Source organism: Oceanobacillus profundus, from assembly GCF_003515705.1.
Lineage (GTDB): Bacteria > Bacillota > Bacilli > Bacillales > Amphibacillaceae > Oceanobacillus > Oceanobacillus profundus.
This window is the reverse complement of sequence record NZ_QWEH01000003.1, coordinates 132,671-156,145: the sequence shown is the minus strand read 5'-3', so window position 1 is coordinate 156,145 and position 23,475 is coordinate 132,671. Positions and strand designations below refer to the sequence as shown.

Here is a 23,475-nt window from a genome sequence, read left to right as displayed (position 1 = left end):
GGGATGTTCACCAATGAGTATTTATAAGCTTACTGGAGAAAAATTAGCTAAGGTTACACAGACTGAACAGCGATTGAGACCCGGACAAATTGTTCAAGGGAAAATTTTGAAAATATTTCCAGAAAATAAAGCGCAAATACAGCTTGGTGGACAAAACATGATTGCCAAGCTAGAGGCGGCTCTTTCAATTGGTAATACATATCATTTTCAAGTGCAAACCTCAGATGAAATGATTTATTTGAAAGTGCTTAGTGAATACATAAAAAAACAAACAAAAACTAGTTTAGCACCATTAATGAATCAGCTAAACGTGAAACCAAATAAGGCTAACAGTTCTTTTATACAAGCTCTAATTCATGGAAATATACCATTTGATCAATCGCAATTAAAAGAAGCGTTGCATATCTTCGAACAATCGAAGGATAGGTCAGCGGCTAAGCAAATCTTGTTAGAAATGATTGGAAGAAGGTTTCCAATTACCTGGGATGTTTTTCAGGCATTATCGATAAAAAATTCAAGTCAATTCTCGAGTCAAATGAATGAGCTATTAGAAGAAATGAAGTCAACAAACAATAAAACAGAACTTTGGACAAAGCTGGAACAACTGATATCAAGGCCTATTAGTGAAACTGCTTCTTTAACGAAACAGTTTAATCTACTAAATGAACAAAATAAGCAGCAAATATTTCACGTTGTAAAAGGACTAGGGATGCTGAATCAAGATGTTGATTTCAAGGGATGGGTCTCGGAGTGGCAACAAGTTGGACAAGTATTAAAAGAGAACCAACATAATATAAGACTGCCATTTTCTCTTCACTCCAATGATATTGTGGAAGTTTTTGAACAGCTACATTCCAACCAATCTGGATTATTGAATCACTCACAACAATTCTTACAAGCGTGGAAAAATGCGTTGAATCAACCTGTATTAGCACAGCGTGAATTCATTCAGTTAAAAGAACAACTGAATCAAAACATTCTTCCGCTTCTTCCGATTGAACAAACGAAATTTATACGAGAACTGTCAAACAATCCAGTTCAATTAAATAGTATGATGAATTTAATAGTGTCGCTGGGTAGTCCTATTACCTATAAAGAGATAGATACGCTGCTGAAAACCGCTCAGTTTGATAAACTCTTCCTGTCAAAGGGTCCGAACGAGCAATTTATGCTGCAATTACAGCAAGTGCTCACATATACAGGACTTAATTATGAACATCAGCTTGCACAAAAAAATCTTGAGCAACAAAGTTTAAAATCACTGTTGCTTCAGTATGTACAGCAAAGTGACGGTACTGCGCACGAAAAGGCCGGACAGTTGCTGCATTTTATTAACGGCATGCAACTTAATTCCATAAACGAATCGGATAGTGTGATTCAAGCATCCCTGCAAATTCCAGCTGAGAAGCTTGGACTAGTCAATGATTTAGAGCTTGAATTTGAGAGTAGGAAAACAGAAGACGGGAAGGTTAACCCAGATTACTGTCGTATTCTATTTTATTTGGACTTACATGGATTAAAGCAGACGATTATTGATATGCATATCCAGAAACGCTCCGTTACCGTTACGATTTATAATGATATACAAGAATTAAAGCGTCAGACAGTGAAATTAATACCTGTACTAAGACAGGGATTGGAGGCTTTAGATTATAAGCTGACATCCGTGGACTTTAAAGCGCTGCAAGAATTAAAAAGTCCTGCTAAGGAAACAACAGAAAAAGTATATTCATCCTATCAAGGAGTTGATTATCGAATATGACAGAGGGACGAAAGAAGGCCGCAGCGCTCCGGTATGATCAAGGAAAAGATTTTGCTCCTAAAGTTACTGCAACTGGGAAAGGACTAGTTGCGGAAGAAATTTTAAAAAAAGCAAAAGAAAATAATGTACCGATATTAGAGGATTCTTCACTCGTTGAATTATTGGCAGAGCTAAATATTAATGAAACAATACCAGAGGAATTATTTCAGGCGGTTGCTGAAGTATTTGCATTTGTTTATCGTGCCGATAAGCAATTGAAATAGGAAGATCCAAAGAATCTTCAACTGGAGAACTTCGATTAATTGCACTTGTATGAAACGTTGAAATCAACAAATACGAGAAGCTTGAAGGGTTAGAAAACTTCTATCTTGCCTGTATTTATTTTGGCGAGGTAGAAGTCACCTTTAGCAGAAAATAAAAATAATTACCTACAAACATCCAAGAGGGTGTTTTTTATTTTGCATAAAATAAGAAGGAGGGTTGTTTTTATGCCATTTAAAGGATATCGAGTAACTTCACCATACGGATATCGAACACATCCTATCACGGGGGTAAGAGGTACCTTTCATGCAGGGATTGATCTTGTTAAATACCACAGGGCACCAATTAATGCTTTTACTGCAGGCATCGTTATATTTGCCGGAATGGGGAAAGCTGGGTCAGGCTTTGGCGGATATGGAAATGTAGTGTTTATTCAAGATAAAAATGGAAGAGGGCAGTTATACGCCCACCTGGATAGTGTAAATGTCAGAAGAGGGCAACGCATCAATAAAGGTCACATTATCGGCAGACAAGGTAATACTGGGAATTCTACAGGTTCACACTTGCACTATGAAGTAAGAAAAACGGCACCAAGTACACCACCATATGGCTATACAGCAGATAGGGCAAACGACAGTTTAAATCCTGCCACTTATCTAAAATCGTTTGGTGCATCCGATATTAAAAATAGTTCTAGTCGAATTCGAACAATCCAGTCTACTTTAAATAGAAGATATAATACGGCTTTAAAGGTAGATGGTGTGTATGGACCACAGACTAAAAGAGCGTTGGTAAAAGGCTATCAAACCGAGTTAAATGAGCAATATAATGCAGGATTACCCGTTGATGGCATGTGGGGTCCAAGAACGGAAGCGGCTACGGTTACCATCAGAAGAAATGCCAAAGGAAATATAACATGGATATTACAGGCAACTCTGTATGCACTAGGATATAACCCGAATGGACTTGATGGGTTGTTTGGGCCAGGTACAGAAAAAGCAGTGCGAGACTTTCAGCGTGATAGGAAAATAAAAGTCGACGGAGAATCAGGTAAAAATACCTTCGCTAAAATGTTTGGATAAAAGATAAAAAGTGCTCAGTTAGCGACATGCAAAGGTGAGGAAAGTCTCGCTAGTCGCTAACCAGGCGCTAGAACTGGATGTGTCTTTAGCAGTGGTATTTATATATTATAATATTCTAGTGTAGTAAGAAAGCCGTCCTAAAAACGTCCTTCACGTAATTATCAATACTTTCTATAATTTAGTCATTCACACCTTTTCATCATGGACCAATCTATCTATGAAAGCTAAAGCAGACTCGAATTATTTGTTCCCTAAATCTTTTTTGTTAATGAACAAAAATGAAGCATTAAGGTTTAGCAATTCGTAACACGATTTAAACAATTTTCACTAATTCTTGTGAAATTTGTTTTTTTTTAATACAATGGAGATGCATTCAAATTGAATAGGAGGATGGAAGATGAACATTCACGAGTATCAGGGGAAAGAAGTCTTACGCAATTTTGGTGTGAAAGTTCCAACAGGCTATGTAGCGTATACAGTGGATGAAGCGGTAGAAGCAGCGGAAAAATTGGGCACATCTGTAACCGTTGTCAAGGCGCAGATTCATGCCGGTGGAAGAGGTAAGGCCGGAGGAGTTAAAGTAGCAAAAAGTTTGGAAGAAGTTCGTACATATGCGGATGAAATTCTTGGAAAAACATTGGTAACCCATCAAACGGGACCAGAAGGAAAAGAAGTTAAACGTTTACTTATTGAAGAGGGCTGCGACATTAAGAACGAATATTATGTGGGGGTTGTTTTGGACCGTGCAACTTCACGTGTCGTTTTCATGGCATCTGAAGAAGGCGGTACAGAGATTGAAGAAGTAGCAGAAGCAACGCCTGAAAAAATCTTTAAGGAAGTTATTGACCCAGTTGTTGGTTTGACACCTTTCCAAGCTAGAAGACTAGCATTTAACATAAATATACCAAATGAATTAATTGGAAAAGCAGTTCAGTTTATGACAGCACTTTATCAAGCTTTTGTAGAAAAAGATTGTTCTATTGCTGAGATCAATCCACTTGTCACGACTGGAGATGGTGAGGTTTTAGCATTAGATGCAAAGTTAAACTTTGATGATAATGCGTTATACCGTCAAAAAGATATCGTTGAATTACGAGATTTAGAAGAAGAAGATGAAAAAGAAATTGAAGCATCTAAATATGACCTAAGCTACATTTCCTTGGATGGAAATATTGGCTGTATGGTAAATGGTGCGGGGCTAGCGATGTCAACAATGGACATTATTAAGCACTATGGCGGGGATCCGGCTAACTTCCTTGATGTTGGGGGCGGCGCAACTGCTGAAAAAGTAACAGAAGCATTTAAAATCATTCTATCCGACTCGAATGTAAAGGGAATTTTCGTCAATATCTTTGGTGGTATTATGAAATGTGATGTTATTGCCGAGGGTGTTGTAGAGGCAACAAAACAAGTAGGTCTTGAAATTCCATTAGTCGTTCGCCTAGAAGGTACAAACGTGGAAAAAGGGAAGAAAATTCTTGAAGAATCAGGTTTAAATATTACATCAGCGAGTTCAATGGCTGATGGTGCAGAAAAAATTGTATCAATGGTGAACTAATCGAGAGGCTATATTAAACTTTTAATTTTGGGAGGACGGACGAAAATGAGTGTTTATATAAATAAAGATACGAAAGTAATTGTCCAAGGAATCACTGGTGCAACAGCTACATTCCATACGAAGCAAATGCTTGAGTACGGCACGAAAATCGTTGGGGGAGTGACACCAAAGAAAGCTGGTACAGAGGTTGAAGGTGTACCTGTTTTTAATACAGTAAAGGATGCAGTAGATGCAACTGGTGCAACGGCATCGGTAATTTATGTACCTGCTCCATTTGCTGCGGATGCGATTATAGAGGCAACAGATGCAGAGTTAGATTTAGTTATCTGTATTACAGAACATATTCCAGTCTTAGACATGGTAAAAGTAAAGCGTTACATGGAAGGAAAGAAAACACGTCTAATTGGCCCGAACTGTCCGGGTGTTATAACTGCAGACGAATCGAAAATTGGAATTATGCCGGGTTATATTCATAAAAAAGGACATATCGGGGTTGTCTCTCGTTCTGGAACGTTAACATATGAAGCAGTTCATCAATTAACTCAAGCTGGATACGGTCAAACAACAGCAGTCGGTATTGGTGGAGATCCTGTCAATGGGACAAACTTTATCGATGTTCTAAAAGAATTCAATGAGGATCCAGAAACAGAGGCAGTTATTATGATTGGTGAAATTGGCGGTACAGCTGAGGAAGAAGCTGCGGAATGGGTTAAAGCTAACATGAAAAAACCTGTTGTAGGCTTTATCGGCGGTGCGACTGCACCTCCAGGAAAACGGATGGGACATGCTGGTGCAATTATTTCTGGTGGTAAAGGTACTGCCGAGGAAAAGACTCGTATCATGGAGGCGAGTGGCATTACAGTTGCTGAAACGCCTGCCGTAATGGGCGAGACAATGATTAAGGTTCTAAAAGAAAATGGACTTGAAGAAAAGTGTAAAACACATTAAGAACAAAGCTTTTAGGTGACCCTAGAGGAGAGCCGGAAGAGATAGTTTCTTCAGGCTCTCCTACAATTTTAACTGGAGAAAGGATTGGTGTATGCTTGGATACACTTCGCTTAAGGTTAATACATTTGCACCGCTGTCGTGGAATTACGAGAAGGTTTATTCGTAAACTTCTTCAATACGATCCCTCGCTTGAACAGATCTATCATTTTTCTTCTGCAGAGATTACAAATCGATTTACCCTCCCAAATAAAAATGCCGCATTATTTTATTCTGATCTTCATAATTTGGCTATAAGGCAGCAAATAGTACACGATATAAATAAGTATAAAATCATCACAATAGTTGACGAAAGTTATCCTCCTATGTTAAATACAATTAAAGATGCTCCACTTGTACTGTATGCGCTTGGCGATATCTCGTTATTAGCATATAGTCCGGCAATCAGTGTAATTGGAACGAGAAATCCATCAAGTGAGGCCGCTCAAAAGATAGATCATGTAGTAAAGCCGCTTGTAAAAAATGAATGGTTAATTGTAAGCGGTATGGCTAAAGGGATTGATAGTTTAGCACATAAAATCGCCTTAACCTATAAACAGAAAACGATAGCTGTTTTAGGAGGCGGTTTCATGCATGTTTACCCTAAGCAGAATATGAGCCTGTTCCACCAAATTGTGAAACATGGTCTCGTTTTAACCGAATATGCCCCAGATGTTCGGCCAGTAAAATACCATTTCCCAGAAAGAAATCGCATTATTAGCGGCCTTGGATTTGGAACATTAGTGATTGAGGCAACTGAAAGAAGTGGCACACTAATAACAGTTGACCAAGCCCTTGATCAAGGAAGAGAGGTATATGCAGTTCCTGGATCACCTTTACTTTCACAAACAAAAGGTTGTCATCAAATGATTCAGGACGGGGCGAAACTTGTTCATAACGCACAAGATATATACGAAGATTGGATGGCTATTCATAATTTAATGACCAAATAGATTTTAATAATAAAGTATAAAATAAAGTATGTTTGACAAATTCATAGGATAAATTTAGTATTAGTAAAGATTTCAAGTGTAAATTGTCAACCTCATTCTAGGAGGCACGGATCATGTCAGATTATTTGGTAATCGTTGAATCGCCTGCAAAGGCGAAAACGATTGAACGTTATTTAGGAAAAAAGTATACAGTAAAAGCATCGATGGGACACATAAGAGATTTACCGAAGAGTCAAATGGGTGTTGACGTCGATGAAAATTATAAACCAAAATATATTACGATTCGCGGTAAAGGCGATGTATTGAAAGAGCTAAGAAAGTCAGCAAAAAAGGCAAAAAAAATATATCTCGCAGCCGACCCCGATAGAGAAGGGGAAGCAATTGCTTGGCATTTGGCACATATTTTGAGTGTTGATGAAAATTCCAAATGCCGTGTTGTTTTTAATGAAATTACAAAAGATGCAATAAAAGAATCGTTTAAACATCCGCGTGCAATCGATTTAGATTTAGTTGATGCACAACAAGCTAGAAGAATTCTTGATAGGCTCGTAGGTTATAATATTAGTCCGCTTTTATGGAAAAAAGTGAAAAAAGGGCTTAGTGCTGGTCGTGTACAGTCAGTTGCTTTAAAGATGATTCTTGATCGTGAGAAGGAAATTGAGAATTTTGTTCCAGAGGAATATTGGTCCATTGATGCAGCTTTTCAAAAGGATAAAGAAGTATTTGAAGGTTCTTTTTATGGAATTAATGGTAAAAAGACAGAGTTAAAATCGGAAGACGATGTAAAAGAAGTGAAAGCAAAAATGAAAGGGAATTCGTTTGACATTACTAAAGTTAACAAACGTGAACGAAAGAAAAACCCGGCACAGCCTTTTATCACTTCCTCTTTACAGCAAGAGGCTGCTCGAAAGCTGAATTTCCGTGCGAAGAAAACAATGATGATTGCTCAACAGCTGTATGAAGGAATTGATTTAGGTAAAAAAGCAGGCGGGATTACCGGGCTAATCACCTACATGCGTACAGATTCAACTCGTATTTCTGAAACAGCAAAGCAAGAAGCAAAAGGATATATTGAAGAAAACTTTGGTAAAGAATATCTTGGAAATGTAAAAGCTGCAAAAAATAAAGAAGGTGCACAGGATGCCCATGAAGCAATCCGACCAACCTCAACATTAAGAGATCCAAAATCACTAAAGGATGTATTATCACGAGACCAACTCCGATTATACAAACTGGTTTGGGAACGTTTTGTAGCTAGTCAGATGTCACCAGCTGTAATGGATACAATGACAGTACATTTACTAAATAATGATGTAGAGTTTCGTGCAACAGGTTCAAAGGTGAAATTTAAAGGATTTATGAGAGTTTATATTGAAGGAACAGATGACAATAAAAAAGTGGAAGATAAGTTATTGCCTGATTTAGCTGAAGGGATGGTCGTAGAGTCGAAAGAAATTACACCGAATCAGCATTTTACGCAGCCGCCACCAAGGTACACAGATGCAAGGCTTGTACGAGTAATGGAAGAACTCGGTATTGGCAGACCTTCGACCTATGCACCGACTCTAGATACGATTCAGCGCAGAGGCTATGTTACAATGGATAACAAACGCTTTGTTCCAACAGAGCTGGGCACAATCGTATCGGACTTAGTAGAGGAGTTCTTCCCAGAAATTATTGATGCTGATTTTACTGCTAAAATGGAAAACGATCTCGATTCAATTGAAGATGGAAAGATCGAATGGATAAAGATTATTGATGAATTCTATAGCGGATTTAGCAAACGGCTTGAAGTTGCGGAAGAAGAAATGGAAAAAATCGAAATTAGAGATGAACCAGCAGGTATTGATTGTGAAGAATGCGGACATGAAATGGTATATAAAATGGGTCGATATGGTAAATTCCTAGCCTGTTCCAACTTCCCGGATTGTCGTAACACAAAACCGATTTTAAAGGAAATTGGTGTGAAGTGTCCGAAGTGTAAAGAGGGCAATGTCGTTGAAAGAAAATCCAAGAAGCGAAGAGTATTTTTCGGCTGTGACAGGTTCCCTGACTGTGATTTTGTCTCATGGGATAAACCAATCTCAAGACCTTGTCCAAAATGTGAATCTTTGTTGGTAGAAAAGAAGGCTAAAAAAGAGACGCAGGTTCAATGTACGAATTGTGAATATAAAGAAGTAGCGCAAAGTTAGCTGTTCATTACTGGACAGCTAATACTTTTTTGTGCATTAAAAAATCTTCTTCTTAGCTTTTCGATTTTTTTGGATTTTAAGTTTGGTGGAATGCATCAGTACAAGAGTTTTACTTGTCTGTCAAAAGGGAATGCCATCTAACAAGGAGGCTATAATCATGACAGAAAAAAATCATTACTTTGTTGTTGTAAAGGAAAGAGAAATTAGAGAGATCCCAGTGGATGATAATGAAGAGGAATTCGAAATTATCGCAGATGACAGTGAATTAAGTGCAATGCGTGAATTATTTTTAAACATGAAAGACCATGCTAATACTGCAACAAGTTTCATCATTAAAGATCCATTTGATGATCGCAGGGCAGATAGAGAGAGAGAGGCATATGAAAGGAATCTCCAAAAAGTATATCGAAAAATATATGAACTTGGAACAAATGGAACAAAAGCAAAAATTCGAGAAACAGGAATAATTAAGTAGCAATTTGGTTATAAAGGTAATACCCATTGTTCACAAAACTTTCACTGTATTACATTTTTGCAAAAAAAATAATATTTGTTTGTTGACTATACTATTCTAAATAGATATAATTACGCATTGGAAAGGCAATTTACTTTACAGACAATATTAATTTATATTAAATTTAACGAAATAGCATGACAAATCAAATTATTGTGATATAATAAGTGTGGTTTCGATTCTGAATTTTGTTGCAATTTAGTTAAGTTTATTGCATAATTATTCGAAGTATGCTATGATTTATCCGCTGTTTGATGGGGTGAAGAATTGAATACATTCGTAGCGTACAGTGAAGCGTTCATCGAATATTTGCAGATTGAGAAAAATGCTTCACCTTATACGGTAAAGTATTATCAGAATGATCTGGAAGTATTTTTTGATTTTCTTCGTCAAGAGGGGATTGACGATCTAGATGTTGTTTCACAACGAGAAGTAAGGCTTTTTCTAACAAGATTATATGAGCAGAAATTAAACAGAAGGTCAGTTTCAAGGAAGCTTTCATCGTTGCGTAGCTTTTACAAGTTTATGGAGCGAGAGGAATGGGTGTTGGCAAATCCGTTTGTTCATATTCATTTACCAAGGACTGCTAAACCAATACCAGGCTTTTTCTACATGGAAGAATTGGAAAAGTTGTTTGAAGTAAATGATTTGAATAGTCCAACTGGCCAACGTGATCAGGCTATACTAGAAGTGTTATATGGAACGGGTATACGAGTGAGTGAATGTCAAGGTCTAAAGCTTTCGGATATTGATTTTTCGATTGGAACCATTTTGGTTAAAGGGAAAGGTCGCAAAGAGCGGTATGTCCCATTTGGCAGGTTTGCAGAAATAGCATTAGAGACATTCATTCATGACGGCAGAATGAAACTAATGGAAAAATCTCAAGTCACTGATGCTGTCTTTTTAAATGCTCGAGGTAATCCGCTCACGACAAGAGGTATACGAGTGATTCTAAAAAAATGCGTAGAACGAGCTGCATTAACTGTGGAAATTCATCCACATAAGCTGAGGCACACATTTGCAACGCACATGCTTAATGAAGGTGCGGATCTGCGTACTGTACAGGAATTACTTGGTCATGAAAATCTATCCTCTACCCAGATTTATACCCATGTGACAAAAGATCATTTACGTGATGTGTACATGAAAAGCCACCCAAGAGCGAATGATCAATATCGTAATGAGTGAGGTGAAAGGAATGGCTACTGAAATGCACGCAACCACAATTTTTGCAATTCAGCATAATGGTCAGTGCGCCATGAGTGGAGATGGGCAAGTAACATTAGGAAATGCAGTGGTAATGAAGCATAAAGCCAAAAAAGTAAGAACCTTGTACAATGGGAAGGTGTTGGCGGGCTTTGCTGGATCCGTTGCAGATGCTTTCACACTTTTTGAGAGATTTGAAAGCAAGCTTCAGGCCTATAATGGGAATCTAACTCGAGCATCGGTTGAGTTAGCCAAGGACTGGCGCTCAGATAAGGTGCTCCGTAAATTGGAAGCAATGCTGATTGTCATGAATAAGGAAAATATGTACTTGGTTTCTGGTACTGGCGAAGTTATCGAACCAGATGATGGTATATTGGCCATTGGTTCGGGAGGTAACTATGCATTAAGTGCAGGAAGAGCTTTAGTTAGGCATTCTGGTAACTTGACTGCAAAGGAAATTGCTCAAACAGCCTTGGAGGTTGCAGGTGAAATTTGTGTATACACAAATAATCATATTACATTGCAAGTACTTGATTAATAGTGTGTGTTCAAAAGGAGGATGAAATGGACCGAGGTCGGCTACAGTCGCAACGTCCTGGGGCTGTGTTTACTCGCCCCGCAGAAAACCTTTGTTGCAACGCCGGCACTAGCACGTCCTGTGCGTCGAAGTTCGAGGCGGCGAAGCTTTGAGTACCGGAACGTATGCAATTAATACGAGAGGAACGGAAAAGCAAGCCAACGGAGAAATTCGATGTGTCATTTTCACCGGATTTTTTGAACATCCTCTAAATAAGGGAGGTTTTTCCTAAGAATGGGAATTGACTACACTCCAAAACAAATTGTTGGTCAGCTAGATAAATATATTATTGGTCAGCAACAAGCAAAGCGATCTGTAGCTGTTGCTTTGAGGAATCGTTATCGACGAATGCAACTTGAAGATTCAATGAAAGAAGAAATCGTTCCAAAAAATATCTTAATGATTGGACCGACTGGAGTGGGGAAAACAGAGATTGCCAGAAGGCTGGCAAAACTTGTTGGTGCCCCGTTTGTGAAAGTCGAAGCAACTAAGTTTACAGAGGTCGGTTATGTCGGTAGAGATGTAGAATCAATGGTACGTGACCTTGTAGAAATGGCTGTACGAATGGTAAAGGAAGAAAAAATGAGTGGCGTAATGACAACAGCGGAAAAAGAAGCAAATAAACGACTTGTTAAATTGCTTGCTCCATCAGCCAAAAAGCAATCCGGTGTTAAAAATCCATTTGAAATGCTTTTCCAAAATCAAACAGTAAATGATAATGCTGAAAATGATTTTGAAAAAGATGAAGAAATTAAAAACAAACAGCAACGAATTGAACATCAGTTAGCTTTAGGTGAACTGGAAGACCGAATGGTTACCATCGAAATCGAGGAAATTCCTCCTTCCATGTTTGATATGCTGCAAGGTTCGGGTATGGAACAGATGGGAATGAATATGCAAGATGCAATCGGGCAATTCATGCCATCAAAAAAGAAAAAACGTAATCTAACTGTATCTGAAGCTAGAAAGGTATTGACACAACAAGAAGCTCAGAAATTGGTAGATATGGATGAAGTAGCCGGGGAAGCTGTTAAGCGTGCAGAACAAACGGGAATACTTTTTATAGATGAAATTGATAAAGTAGCTGGAAAGCAAGAAGCAACTGCAGATGTTTCCAGAGAAGGTGTTCAGCGTGATATATTACCGATTGTTGAAGGATCAACGGTTGTAACGAAGCACGGGCCAGTGAAAACAGACCACATGCTTTTTGTCGCGGCTGGAGCTTTCCATATGGCAAAGCCCTCTGATCTTATCCCGGAACTACAAGGAAGATTTCCAATTCGTGTTGAATTAGAAAAATTATCTGTAGGGGATTTCAAGCAAATACTTACCGAACCATCTAATGCATTGATTAAGCAATATCAATTAATGTTAAAAACAGAAGGTATAAATGTTGTTTTTACAGACGATGCTATAGAAAGACTTGCAGAAATTGCCTTTCAAGTAAACCAGGATACCGACAATATTGGCGCGAGAAGGCTTCACACCATACTAGAAAAACTTCTTGAAGATTTGTCGTTTGAAGCGCCCGAAATTACGTTGGAGGAAATAGAAATTACTCCTGCCTATGTAGATCAAAAACTCAACAGTATTGTACAAAACAAAGACTTAAGTCAGTTTATACTATAATTCATAATAATGAAATGGAGGATCATCATGGATCTATTAAATCGAGCAAGAAAAATTAACGCAATGTTACAGAAAGCAACAGGTAAATCAGTAAACTTTAATGAAATGTCAGCATCATTAAGAGATGTAATCAAAGGGAATGTATACATCGTCAGCAGACGTGGGAAGTTACTTGGATTTGCAGTAAATCAAGAAATTGAAAACGAGCGTATGAAATCAATGCTTGAGCAAAGACAATTCCCGGAAGAGTATACACAGGGGCTGTACAATATTTATGAGACAACAGCAAACCTTGATATTAATAGTCAGCATTCCGTATTTCCAGTGGAAAATAAAGACTTATTTAAAGACGGTCTGACTACAATTATCCCGATTATCGGCGGTGGAGAGCGTCTTGGTACGTTAGTTCTTGGAAGAGTAAATGAAAGTTTTAACGATGATGACCTTTTACTTGCTGAATACGGTGCAACTGTTGTAGGTATGGAAATACTTCATGAAAAAACAGAAGAAATTGAGATGGAAGCACGTAGTAAAGCTGTTGTACAAATGGCAATCAGTTCACTATCATACAGTGAATTGGAAGCAATTGATCATATCTTTGAAGAATTAAACGGACATGAAGGGCTATTAGTAGCAAGTAAAATTGCAGACCGCGTAGGGATCACTAGATCTGTAATTGTAAACGCGCTAAGAAAATTAGAGAGCGCAGGAGTTATTGAGTCCCGTTCACTAGGTATGAAAGGTACGTACATTAAAGTATTGAATGACAAATTCCTTGTGGAGCTAGAAAAGCTACGTTCAAGATAAGTTTATAAAATAATATAAAAAGACACAAAAAAGCCAAATTATTTGGCTTTTTTGTGTCTTTTTATAGTTAATTATCCTTATAATTAAATATAGGACTTTCGTATGTAGAGGAATATCAAAACATGGGAAATAGCCAAAAACCAATTGTAAATGCTGTGTAAATGTTTTTGAATTGCTTGTAAATTCCACAAAACTGTACATTCATGTTACTAAATACCTAGTCTTTTTTTACTGTTTTATTTTCTTTTAGGAGAAAATGTCGAAAAGTAATAGACTTTGTCTAATTTATAACTTACAATATTCGTAGTAGATGAAGTAAGTATGACTGTCAATCAAAATTTTCATAGAAATGGAAGCGCAATGTACATATAAGAGGATAAATAGAAACAAGATCTTCTGTTCACGACAGGCCATTTTTACTGGACTTTTAACAACATACATAAGGAGTGCTTGTAATGAATTTATTTGGAGGGACAATTAGTAAGTTAGAAAACTCTCTCAACTACGCTGCAATGAAGAATAATACGATTTCAGATAATATTGCTAATGCAGATACACCTGGTTATAAAGCGAAGGATGTTCAATTTAAAAATATTTTAGATGATACACTTACTTCCTCAATTCAAGCTAAGCGTACAACTGAGAAGCATATCCCCTTTAATTCAAATCAAAATTCATCTTATCGTGTCGTATCACAATCCAATACGATGTACAACCATAATGGAAATAATGTTGATATTGATAAAGAAATGACAGAGCTTGCGAAGAATCAAATCTATTATAATGGTTTGATTGATCGGATCAACGGGAAGTTTGGGAGTTTGCAGACGGTTATAAGAGGGGGGAACTAATCGATGTCAATATTTAATTCTATTAATACAAGTGCTAGTGCATTAACTGCACAAAGACTTCGAATGGACATCGTTTCCTCTAATATTGCGAATGCACAATCAACAAGAGCAGTCATAAATGAGAATGGTGAGTTTGAGCCGTATCGGAGAAAAATGACAGTTTTAGAAACACAGGATAATCGTTTTAAATCGATGCTTGCAAATGCATCTGGTGATATAAAGCATAGTGGTGTGCGAGTTGCTGCCATCGTTGAGGATGAGGAGCCGTTTAAACTTGTCTATAACCCTGTTCATCCAGATGCAAATGAAGCTGGCTATGTAGAGATGCCAAATGTTGACCCCTTGCAAGAAATGGTTGACTTAATGAGTTCAACGAGGTCTTATGAAGCAAACATTACTGCTTTGAATGCAAGTAAAGGTATGTTAATGAAAGCATTAGAAATTGGTAAATAGACGATAAGGAGTTAAAAAAATGGACTTTTCAATAAATAATGTTTCGCAGCCTATTCAATCTTTATCGAAAGTTTCGAATGCTGCAGTGACACCTGGAGAGGCACAAGCTAATTTTGCAGACACGTTAAAAGGTGCAATTGACAACCTTAATTCTGTTCAGATGGAGTCAGATAATAAGACGGAGGCATTAGCTAACGGTAATATTGATGATCTTCATGACGTGATGATCACAGCACAGAAGGCAAGCATTACGCTCGAAACTACAGTGCAGATCCAGAAAAAAGTTATCGATGCATACAACGAAATAATGAGAATGTCGATATAATCTTCGAATAGCAACGACAAGCAATCAATAGTAGTACGTGTTCAACAATGAGGATGATAAGGTCCGAGGAGGCTAAGTAAGCAACGTCCTATTCGTCGAGGTTCGAAGGGGTGAAACTCCCCGTACCGGACTTCCAAAGGATGTGGTGACTTCGACGTTTCGACAAAGGGCTTATCGGTAGTTAGTCGAAGGTCCTCAGTTCTCGGATGTATTACTTTTACCGGATGTTTTGGACATCCTATAGTAGATTAATGATGAAATATCGATTACTTAATGCACTTTGGTGGGGGAAATTATGAAGGAAACTTTGTTGAAATGGAAAGAATCGGTAACTTTGTTTTGGCAGAATCGGTCAAAAAGCCAAAGGGGTCTCTTTCTTGGGTCAGTTATCATAATAATTTTATTTATAATAGGTATTGCTTTTTTTAGTTCCAATACTCGTTTTGTTCCATTATATAATAATTTGACCATTCAAGAGGTCGGACAAATTAAAGCAGAGCTAGATACAAGAGGCATTCCTTACGAATTAAATAACGGAGGCACGAGCATTAATGTTCCAGAGGAACAGGTTGAATCATTGCTCGTTGATCTAGCTGGAATGGGCTTGCCAAACAGTGGGAATATTGATTATTCCTTTTTTAGTGAGAATACATCTTGGGGAATAACCGACAATGAATTTAATATCATGAAGCTTGATGCAATGCAAACAGAGCTTGCTAATCTGATTCAGAGCATTGAAGGTATCAATAATGCGCAAGTAATGATTAATATGCCTGAAGAACCGGTATTTGTTAGTGATGTGACTGGTGAAGCTAGTGCATCAATCGTGTTAAACACACAGCCAGGCTATCAATTTCAAGGAAATCAAGTAGAAGCGCTCTATCACTTAGTTTCAAAAGCGCTGCCGAATCTTCCATCTGAAAATATTGTTATTATGAACCAATATTTTGAGTACTTTGATCGAAATTCACAAACTGCTTCTGGAGCTCAAGATGCGTACACTCATCAGCAAACCGTGAAGAAGGATACTGAGCGAGATATCCAAAGAAGATTACAACAAATGCTTGGAACAATGGTTGGAATGGATAATGTCATCGTTTCTGTGACTGCAGATATTGATTTCACTCAAGAGAATCGTACAGAGGAACTCGTGGAGCCTGTTGATATTGAAAACGTGGAAGGAATACCTGTTAGTCTGGAAACAATTCAGGAATCCTATACTGGTGATGGTGCTACCGGTGGTATCGGTGGGACAGGTGATGAGGATGTTACCAACTACCCGGCTGGAGATGCTGGATCTGGTGAATATGAGCTAGATAAGGAAACAATAAACTATGAATATAATCGAATTCGTAAGGAAATTGTTGAGAGTCCCTATAAAGTTCGCGACCTTGGAATTCAAGTTGCAATCGATAATACAAGAACAACAGAGGGAAACAATGTAGAGTTTCTAAGCGGGCAAGAACAGAATGATGTGGAACAAGGAGTTTCTTCTATTCTCAGTTCTATCGTAGGAGCGACAATTGACGCAGATTACGGCGAAGTTGTCCCAGAAGACAAGATATCCATTGTGTTTCAGGAATTCACAGAACCTCCTGCAACAGTCAGTGCGTCTTCTCCTGTTATTCCATTATGGATGTATATTGTCGGAGCTGTATTACTTGTTGCTATTATCATACTAATCATTTTATTAGTCCGAAATAGGAGTAGTGAAGAGGAAATAATAGAGGAAACAGTTACAGAAAGTCCAGTACTGGAAGTTCCTGATCTACCACAGGAAGAAGAATCTGAAGCAGTTGTAAGAAGAAAGCAGTTAGAAAAAATTGCGAAAGAAAAACCAGAGGAATTTGCTAAATTGTTGAGAAGCTGGATTGGAGAAGATTAGGAGGGTAAAAAAATGGCAAGGCAAAAAGGCGTTTTAACTGGAAAGCAAAAGGCAGCAATTCTTTTAATCTCCCTAGGTCCAGATGTATCGGCGCAAGTTTATAAGTACTTATCAGAAGAAGAAATTGAAAAGTTAAGCTTGGAAATATCATCGGTTAAAAAAGTAGATACAAATTTGAAAGAAAATGTCTTAGAACAATTCCACCAAATTGCTGTAGCACAAGACTACATAACACAGGGAGGAATTGGTTACGCGAAGACCGTTTTGGAAAAAGCTTTTGGAAAGCAAGAAGCTTCCAATATAATAAACCGTCTAACTTCATCTTTACAGGTAAGACCATTTGATTTTGCAAGAAAAGCGGATCCTCAACAAGTATTGAATTTTATTCAAGGAGAGCATCCGCAAACAATTGCTTTAGTTCTTTCTTACCTTGACTCCGAACAGGCAGGACAGATTTTATCCTCATTGCCCCAGGAGCTGCAAGCTGATGTGGCTAGACGAATAGCTACAATGGATTCCACTTCACCTGAAATTATAAGTCAGGTAGAACAAGTGCTGGAGAAGAATATATCTGCTTCTGTTTCTGAGGATTATACACAAACTGGTGGAATACAGGCGGTTGTTGAAGTGTTGAATGGTGTAGACCGTAGTACGGAGCGAACAATTCTTGATGCTCTAGAGGTTCAAGATCCGGAACTGGCAGATGAAATCAAAAAGCGAATGTTTGTTTTTGAAGACATTGTTGTCCTTGATAATCGAGCGATACAACGTGTAATTCGTGAAGTTGAAAATGAAGATCTGCGATTAGCTTTGAAGGTTGCTAGTGATGAGGTTAAAGATGTTGTCTTTACAAACATGTCTCAGCGCATGGCAGAAACTTTCAAAGAAGAAATGGAATATATGGGACCAGTTCGCCTAAGAGACGTAGAAGAAGCACAAATGAGAATTGTAGCTATTATTCGTAGACTTGAAGATATAGGAGAAATTGTCATCGCTAGAGGTGGAGGAGACGATATCATTGTCTGATTCAGAAAATAAACAGCTCTTCAATCAGAAATTGATAAAAATTAAACCGATTCGGTCGATACAGCACACCATTGAAGATGAACCAATTGATAGTAATAAAGAATTGGAGACAATCCAAGATGAGATCGAAAGCATGCAACAGGAATTGCTGGATTTAGCTCAAAAAAAAGAAGTATTACTGGAACAAACCAAGCGAGCAATTGAACAAGAGAAAAACAACTGGGAAGAAACGAAGCATCAGTTGATTGAAAGTGCAAAGCAGGAAGGTTATCAAACCGGTTTTTTTCAAGGAGAGCAAGCAGGTAAAGCTGCATATGAAGAAAAGTTGAATCAAGCTAATTTAATTATTGATGCAACGACGTATGATTACAATAAAACGATTGAAAATAGCGAAGAGTCGATATTACAGCTGTCACTTAGTATTGCAGAGAAAATTATCGGTAAGGAAATTTCCAAGGAACCAGCAACATTTTTGGGAATTATACGACAGGCCATCCGGGAATTAAAAGATCAATCAACTGTAACGATTTATTTACATCCTCTAAATTACAGTGAGGTCATAGAGCAAAAAGATGAATTAAATCGAATTATGGAAGATGAATCAACTTTATCTATCTACTTAGATGAAAACTTGAAGAAAAACACTTGCTTAATCGAGCATGCTTTTGGTCAAATTGATGCGAGTGTTGACACACAACTATCAAAAATCCGTGAAGCATTGCAGGATTACCTAATGGAGAAGAAGCAATGAATTTATCCGATTACAAATCTGTTATAGAAAAAGCTGCAACATATAAGCATTATGGTAAGGTCCTGCGTGTTGTAGGGTTGATGATTGAATCAGAAGGACCCGCGGCAAACATAGGAGAAGTATGTTACATTCATTCTTCCTCCTCTAATCGACCACCTATTGTATCAGAAGTTGTAGGTTTTAATAATGAAAAAATCCTTCTTATGCCATATGCAGAGGTAACGGAGATAGGATCCGGATGCTTAGTTGAATCTACTGGAAAGCCTTTAACTGTAAAGGTTGGACGATCTTTGATTGGAAATGTTGTGAACTCGCTTGGTCAGCCATTGGATGATCAAGCATCACTTCCAAAAGGGCTCTCTAACTATTTAACCGATCAAGCTCCACCAAATCCAATGACACGACCACCGATACGCAAACCAATTCAAGTTGGCGTGAAAGCAATTGATTCGCTTTTAACAATGGGTAAAGGCCAGAGGGTTGGAATTTTTGCTGGTAGTGGTGTTGGGAAAAGCACACTACTCGGAATGATTGCAAGAAATAGTAATGCTGATATTAACGTTATTGCATTGATTGGTGAACGTGGTCGTGAGGTGCGTGAGTTTATTGAGCACGATTTGGGCGAAGAAGGGCTAAAAAAGACAATTGTTGTAGCGGCAACATCAGACCAACCTGCTCTAATGCGGATTAAAGGAGCATATACTGCTACTGCAATTAGTGAGTATTTCCGCGATCTTGGCTACCATGTTAATTTAATGATGGATTCCGTCACTAGAGTAGCAATGGCACAAAGAGAAATTGGTCTGGCGATTGGTGAGCCACCAACGACAAAAGGATATACACCATCTGTGTTTTCCATTCTTCCCAAGTTATTAGAAAGAACGGGAACAAATAAAGCTGGGACAATCACCGCTTTCTACACTGTACTTGTTGATGGGGATGATATGAATGAGCCGATTGCAGATGCAGTTCGTGGAATATTAGATGGACACTTTGTAATGGATAGAAAGCTAGCAGAGCGCGGTCAATTTCCTGCTATTAATGTACAGAAGTCAGTTAGTCGAGTTATGAATATGGTTGCAACAGCGGAACAAAAACAGATTGCACAAGAGCTTCGGAAGCTGATGGCAGTATACGAGGATAATCGTGAATTAATTAACATAGGTGCTTATAAACGTGGCACCAATCAGGAGATTGATCGGTCAATTTCCTATTATCCAAAAATCCAAGAATTTTTAAGGCAGGATATACATGAAGTAAATACGTTAGAAGAAACGATTCAATTGATGAAATCACTGCTTAATGGAGGAATTGAGTGATGGCCGAGATTGTTGCATTATCAAAAATATTGGATATTCGTGAAAATGAAAAGCAAGTTGCACAGAAAGCGTATAATCAATCACTTGATTCTTTTGAAAAAGTTGCTACAGAGCTGTATCAAATTTTGCGAAAAAAAGAACGTGCTGAGGATTCATATGATCAATTTTTTCACTCACTAACACCGATTGACCGAATAAAAGAGCAAGCCAATTACATTGAGCAACTAAACAGACAAATTAATAATTTGCAGTCTCGTGTTCAAAAGGCTAGAACAGATATGGAATCAAAACAACATCTGCTGTCAGATGCGCACGTGGAAGTAAAGAAATTCGAGAAACTAATTGAAGTAAGAAAAGAAACAAAAGCAACTATACAAAAAAAGATGGAAGATGCTTTTATGGATGAAATTTCAATAACACAATTTTTAAGCCAAAAAAATAGGTGAAATAAATGGTTGAGACTACGAAAAAGAAAAAAAGGAATCCAATTCTCTGGTTTTTATTTGCAGTTGTAATTCCGTTAATCATCATCATTACTCTAGTTGTTATTATCATGGGGGTTGCAGGATTTAATGTTATCGATTGGACGAAGCAACAAGCTAGTTCAATGCCAATCATATCGAATCTAGTAGCATCAGATGAAGCAAAGCCTGTACAAGATGATTCGCGGGCACAAGCAATTGTAAATGAGAAAGATGAAGAGATTACAAGCTTAAATGAAACGATTCGTGAATTGGAAGCTACAATAAATGATCAAAACCAAGATATTGTTCGTTTGGAAAATAGTTTAGAAGATGCACAGATTGATGAAGAATTGTTAGAGGAAGATTCTTCAGATGAATCTTTTTCTACAATTATTGATTCATTTGAAGAAATGAAGGGCTCTAAAGCAGCCCCTATTATTGAAAATTTAGAGACAGATACGGCGGTTTCAATTTTGCAGGAACTATCTAACGAACATCGTGCAACGATACTAGGTGCGATGAATCCTGAACAGGCAGCAGAGCTAACACAATTGCTTCTCTCAAATGAAAATTAAAAAAGTTATTGGAAGGAGGTGAGAATTTGAATAGTGTCGCGGTGTTTCTACAACAGGTACAGCCAGCAAAGTTGACAAATACGCAAATGAAATCCGGTTTACGAGGGGATGTTTCATCATTTCACCGTATATTAGATGAGAACATTGTTAATGTATCTGAGCATGAAAATCAGGAACTGTCTTCAATGAAAAAAGAGGTTGCTCTAGAGAATCTGTTACAACGAATCAACAGTGGAAATGATACAGAAAATGTAGCGAATTCAGCTACTGCAAGCTTAAATAATGAGGTGGAGAATCAAGATGTCTTTATCCTGCAACCTTCATCTGTTTTTCCTGACGTGGAGGAAGAAGTCTCACTATCTAGCGAATTGCATGGATTTCCAATAGTAAATCCTGAAAGTGGAACGAGTAATACAGATGTTGAGGAACAACTAGCCTTTTTGCTTGAGCAGATTGAAAAATTAATCTCCAAATTAGATACAGACGAAGATGTTCGGGATGCCTCATCAAAAGTATTGGAATTGCTTCATCAATGGAAGGATTTAACACGGTTACAAGCAAACCTAACGTCTGTGACAGACAGAGATACAGCAGGGTTTACCTTGTTACAACAAAGACAGCATGTAAATAAAGAGCAAGTAAATCCAAATACATTGATAGCTGGGGTAACGGCAGTAAATGGCGAAGAGATGAATGAATTAACAGCAGGGAATAAGCAAGAAACGAGAGAGTCGAAAATATGGAATTACATATTTGATTCATTCCAAAAGCGAGAGCATTTTTCTGGAATGCAACGGTACAATGCAGATTCAAATGTAACAGTTAAGGATATAGCGAAATGGCTTGGTAGTGCAATTGAAAAAGAAAATTTAGTTGTTATGACAAGTCAGACGAACCAGGCGGTGCCGATTTCAAAACTAGAGCAACATGTGATTCATATTAATCAACTACAACCGACTCAAAGCCCGGATCAGCAGTTAATGGACCAGTTTGAAAAAATTATGGAATCAACTAAATTGTCGGCTTTGCCCAACCAGAGGAACCATTTAACAGTATTGTTAAGACCCGATAATATGGGGGAATTAATGGTTCGTTTTACACAGGTAAATGGTGAAGTATTGGTAAAAATTTTAGTTACCACTGCTACTGCAAAAGAGATGTTAGAATCAAACATACATCAGCTTAAGAATATGTTTTCCCCGCACCAAGTAGTCGTGGAGAAGCAAGATGCAAATGTGCCGCAAACGACAAATTTGCAGGAAGAGCAAGAAAATAAACAGTTAAAAGAACAGGAACAGCAGCAATCGAATCAATCCGATCATAAGGATAATCAACAAACAGAAGATAGCTTTGAGAGACAGTTTGAAGAGCTGCTTCTAAATGAGAAGGTGTAGGTGGAGGAAATGACAACAATTGATCCATCGTTATATTTAAGTAACCAGCCAAAGACCAGAACACCGAGCGCAAGCCTTGGTAAGGATGAATTTTTAAAAATACTAATGACGCAGTTACAAAATCAGGATCCTACAAATCCGATGGACGATCGTGAATTTGTATCACAAATGGCCACTTTTTCATCATTGGAGCAGATGATGAACATGTCTAATTCAATCGAAATGCTCGTACAAAGTCAGTTGGTCTCTCCTGTAATCCAATACAGTCATATGATTGGTCAGGAAGTATCATATATGGATGTGGACCAAGAGACAGGTAAGGAGCTTGGTAAAGTAACTAGTAAAGTAGTGGCTGTTAGTCAACATGAAGGATGGGCAATATTGGAGCTTGAAAATGGAGAAAAAATATACGCGGATGCGATTATTCAAGTTAGCGATCCAGGTACAAAAGAAGAAGCCGGAGATAGGATAACGGAATAAGGGGGAAAGGTTATGGATCATCGGATTCATCAAGTCCCACAGCATGCATTACAGTTTCCAGCAATCAATGGACCTAAGTCTAAGCAATCACCCATTCCATTTAAGGATATTTTATCACAGGAACAAGGATTGAAAATAAGTAAACATGCATCACAGCGAATAGCAGAGCGAAATATTCAAATTGATGAGCAGCAATGGGAAATAATCGGCGAGAAAATGCAGGAAGCTAAGAAAAAGGGGATTACAGATTCACTTATCGTCATGAACAATGCAGCATTGCTTGTTAATGCAAAAAATCATACTGTAGTGACAGCAATGAATCGTGAGGAAGCAACAAGTAGAATTTTTACAAATATCAATGGAACCATTCTAATAAATGACTAGGCTGGACCCTTATGGGAGGCCAATATAAGCTGTTGAATGCTAG

24 protein-coding genes are annotated in these 23,475 nt (G+C 37.9%); all 24 read left to right on the top strand.

Going from position 1 to position 23,475, the window contains the following annotated elements; translation table 11 throughout:
- Window positions 1-13: 13 nt before the first annotated feature.
- The 24 genes from D1B32_RS06350 to D1B32_RS06235 all read left to right on the top strand — a co-directional run bounded on the left by D1B32_RS06350 (window position 14) and on the right by D1B32_RS06235 (window position 23,432).
- Entirely contained in the window at window positions 14-1,762 is a 1,749-nt protein-coding gene (locus D1B32_RS06350; protein WP_095308596.1) for a TP0910 N-terminal domain-containing protein, read from the top strand.
- The gene (locus D1B32_RS06345) at window positions 1,759-2,025 is read left to right on the top strand and encodes an EscU/YscU/HrcU family type III secretion system export apparatus switch protein (protein ID WP_095308597.1); all 267 of its coding nucleotides are present in this window, start codon (window positions 1,759-1,761) and stop codon (window positions 2,023-2,025) included. The genes D1B32_RS06350 and D1B32_RS06345 overlap by 4 nt, the downstream gene beginning before the upstream one ends.
- Window positions 2,026-2,250: 225 nt before the next feature.
- The gene (locus tag D1B32_RS06340; RefSeq protein ID WP_118888936.1) at window positions 2,251-3,105 is read left to right on the top strand and encodes a peptidoglycan-binding protein; all 855 of its coding nucleotides are present in this window, start codon (window positions 2,251-2,253) and stop codon (window positions 3,103-3,105) included.
- 397 nt (window positions 3,106-3,502) lie between these two features.
- The gene (sucC, locus tag D1B32_RS06335; RefSeq protein WP_095308599.1) at window positions 3,503-4,663 is read left to right on the top strand and encodes an ADP-forming succinate--CoA ligase subunit beta; all 1,161 of its coding nucleotides are present in this window, start codon (window positions 3,503-3,505) and stop codon (window positions 4,661-4,663) included.
- A 45-nt stretch (window positions 4,664-4,708) separates the two neighbouring features.
- Window positions 4,709-5,611, top strand: coding sequence for a succinate--CoA ligase subunit alpha (gene sucD, locus D1B32_RS06330; protein WP_118888935.1), 903 nt, complete (start codon window positions 4,709-4,711; stop codon window positions 5,609-5,611).
- Between the two features lie 95 nt (window positions 5,612-5,706).
- Window positions 5,707-6,600, top strand: a complete 894-nt coding sequence (gene dprA / locus D1B32_RS06325; RefSeq protein ID WP_095308602.1) for a DNA-processing protein DprA — start codon at window positions 5,707-5,709, stop codon at window positions 6,598-6,600.
- A 113-nt stretch (window positions 6,601-6,713) separates the two neighbouring features.
- Window positions 6,714-8,792, top strand: a complete 2,079-nt coding sequence (gene topA / locus D1B32_RS06320; protein WP_095308604.1) for a type I DNA topoisomerase — start codon at window positions 6,714-6,716, stop codon at window positions 8,790-8,792.
- Between the two features lie 157 nt (window positions 8,793-8,949).
- Window positions 8,950-9,267 (top strand): hypothetical protein, encoded by a 318-nt coding sequence (locus D1B32_RS06315; protein WP_095308606.1) that lies wholly within the window; start codon window positions 8,950-8,952, stop codon window positions 9,265-9,267.
- 306 nt (window positions 9,268-9,573) lie between these two features.
- Entirely contained in the window at window positions 9,574-10,494 is a 921-nt protein-coding gene (gene xerC, locus D1B32_RS06310; RefSeq protein WP_095308608.1) for a tyrosine recombinase XerC, read from the top strand.
- 10 nt (window positions 10,495-10,504) lie between these two features.
- Entirely contained in the window at window positions 10,505-11,050 is a 546-nt protein-coding gene (gene hslV, locus D1B32_RS06305; protein WP_095308610.1) for an ATP-dependent protease subunit HslV, read from the top strand.
- Between the two features lie 273 nt (window positions 11,051-11,323).
- On the top strand, window positions 11,324-12,718 hold the full coding sequence (gene hslU / locus D1B32_RS06300; RefSeq protein ID WP_095308612.1) for an ATP-dependent protease ATPase subunit HslU: 1,395 nt from the start codon (window positions 11,324-11,326) through the stop codon (window positions 12,716-12,718).
- Window positions 12,719-12,745: 27 nt separating this feature from the next.
- Window positions 12,746-13,525 carry a GTP-sensing pleiotropic transcriptional regulator CodY gene (codY, locus tag D1B32_RS06295; RefSeq protein ID WP_095308614.1) on the top strand — a complete coding sequence of 260 codons (780 nt, stop codon included), beginning with the start codon at window positions 12,746-12,748 and terminating at the stop codon, window positions 13,523-13,525.
- Window positions 13,526-13,980: 455 nt separating this feature from the next.
- Complete coding sequence (gene flgB / locus D1B32_RS06290; RefSeq protein WP_118888934.1) at window positions 13,981-14,376, top strand: flagellar basal body rod protein FlgB; 396 nt, start codon at window positions 13,981-13,983, stop codon at window positions 14,374-14,376.
- Between the two features lie 3 nt (window positions 14,377-14,379).
- A complete protein-coding gene (gene flgC / locus D1B32_RS06285) occupies window positions 14,380-14,829 on the top strand; it encodes a flagellar basal body rod protein FlgC (RefSeq protein WP_095308618.1) in 450 nt (149 codons plus the stop codon).
- 19 nt (window positions 14,830-14,848) lie between these two features.
- Window positions 14,849-15,154 carry a flagellar hook-basal body complex protein FliE gene (gene fliE / locus D1B32_RS06280; protein WP_118888933.1) on the top strand — a complete coding sequence of 102 codons (306 nt, stop codon included), beginning with the start codon at window positions 14,849-14,851 and terminating at the stop codon, window positions 15,152-15,154.
- Window positions 15,155-15,449: 295 nt separating this feature from the next.
- On the top strand, window positions 15,450-17,039 hold the full coding sequence (gene fliF, locus D1B32_RS06275) for a flagellar basal-body MS-ring/collar protein FliF (protein ID WP_118888932.1): 1,590 nt from the start codon (window positions 15,450-15,452) through the stop codon (window positions 17,037-17,039).
- A gap of 12 nt (window positions 17,040-17,051) precedes the next feature.
- A complete protein-coding gene (gene fliG, locus D1B32_RS06270; protein ID WP_095308624.1) occupies window positions 17,052-18,065 on the top strand; it encodes a flagellar motor switch protein FliG in 1,014 nt (337 codons plus the stop codon).
- Window positions 18,058-18,816 (top strand): flagellar assembly protein FliH, encoded by a 759-nt coding sequence (gene fliH / locus D1B32_RS06265; protein WP_158586215.1) that lies wholly within the window; start codon window positions 18,058-18,060, stop codon window positions 18,814-18,816. Before fliG ends, fliH begins: the two co-directional genes overlap by 8 nt.
- Window positions 18,813-20,135 (top strand): flagellar protein export ATPase FliI, encoded by a 1,323-nt coding sequence (gene fliI / locus D1B32_RS06260; protein WP_118888930.1) that lies wholly within the window; start codon window positions 18,813-18,815, stop codon window positions 20,133-20,135. The genes fliH and fliI overlap by 4 nt, the downstream gene beginning before the upstream one ends.
- Window positions 20,135-20,581 carry a flagellar export protein FliJ gene (fliJ, locus tag D1B32_RS06255; protein WP_118888929.1) on the top strand — a complete coding sequence of 149 codons (447 nt, stop codon included), beginning with the start codon at window positions 20,135-20,137 and terminating at the stop codon, window positions 20,579-20,581. Before fliI ends, fliJ begins: the two co-directional genes overlap by 1 nt.
- A 5-nt stretch (window positions 20,582-20,586) precedes the next feature.
- Window positions 20,587-21,174, top strand: coding sequence for a MotE family protein (locus D1B32_RS06250; RefSeq protein ID WP_118888928.1), 588 nt, complete (start codon window positions 20,587-20,589; stop codon window positions 21,172-21,174).
- Window positions 21,175-21,200: 26 nt separating this feature from the next.
- Window positions 21,201-22,568 (top strand): flagellar hook-length control protein FliK, encoded by a 1,368-nt coding sequence (locus D1B32_RS06245; RefSeq protein ID WP_118888927.1) that lies wholly within the window; start codon window positions 21,201-21,203, stop codon window positions 22,566-22,568.
- Window positions 22,569-22,577: 9 nt separating this feature from the next.
- Entirely contained in the window at window positions 22,578-23,048 is a 471-nt protein-coding gene (flgD, locus tag D1B32_RS06240; RefSeq protein WP_118888926.1) for a flagellar hook assembly protein FlgD, read from the top strand.
- A gap of 12 nt (window positions 23,049-23,060) precedes the next feature.
- On the top strand, window positions 23,061-23,432 hold the full coding sequence (locus D1B32_RS06235) for a TIGR02530 family flagellar biosynthesis protein (protein WP_118888925.1): 372 nt from the start codon (window positions 23,061-23,063) through the stop codon (window positions 23,430-23,432).
- The last annotated feature ends 43 nt before the right edge of the window (window positions 23,433-23,475 follow it).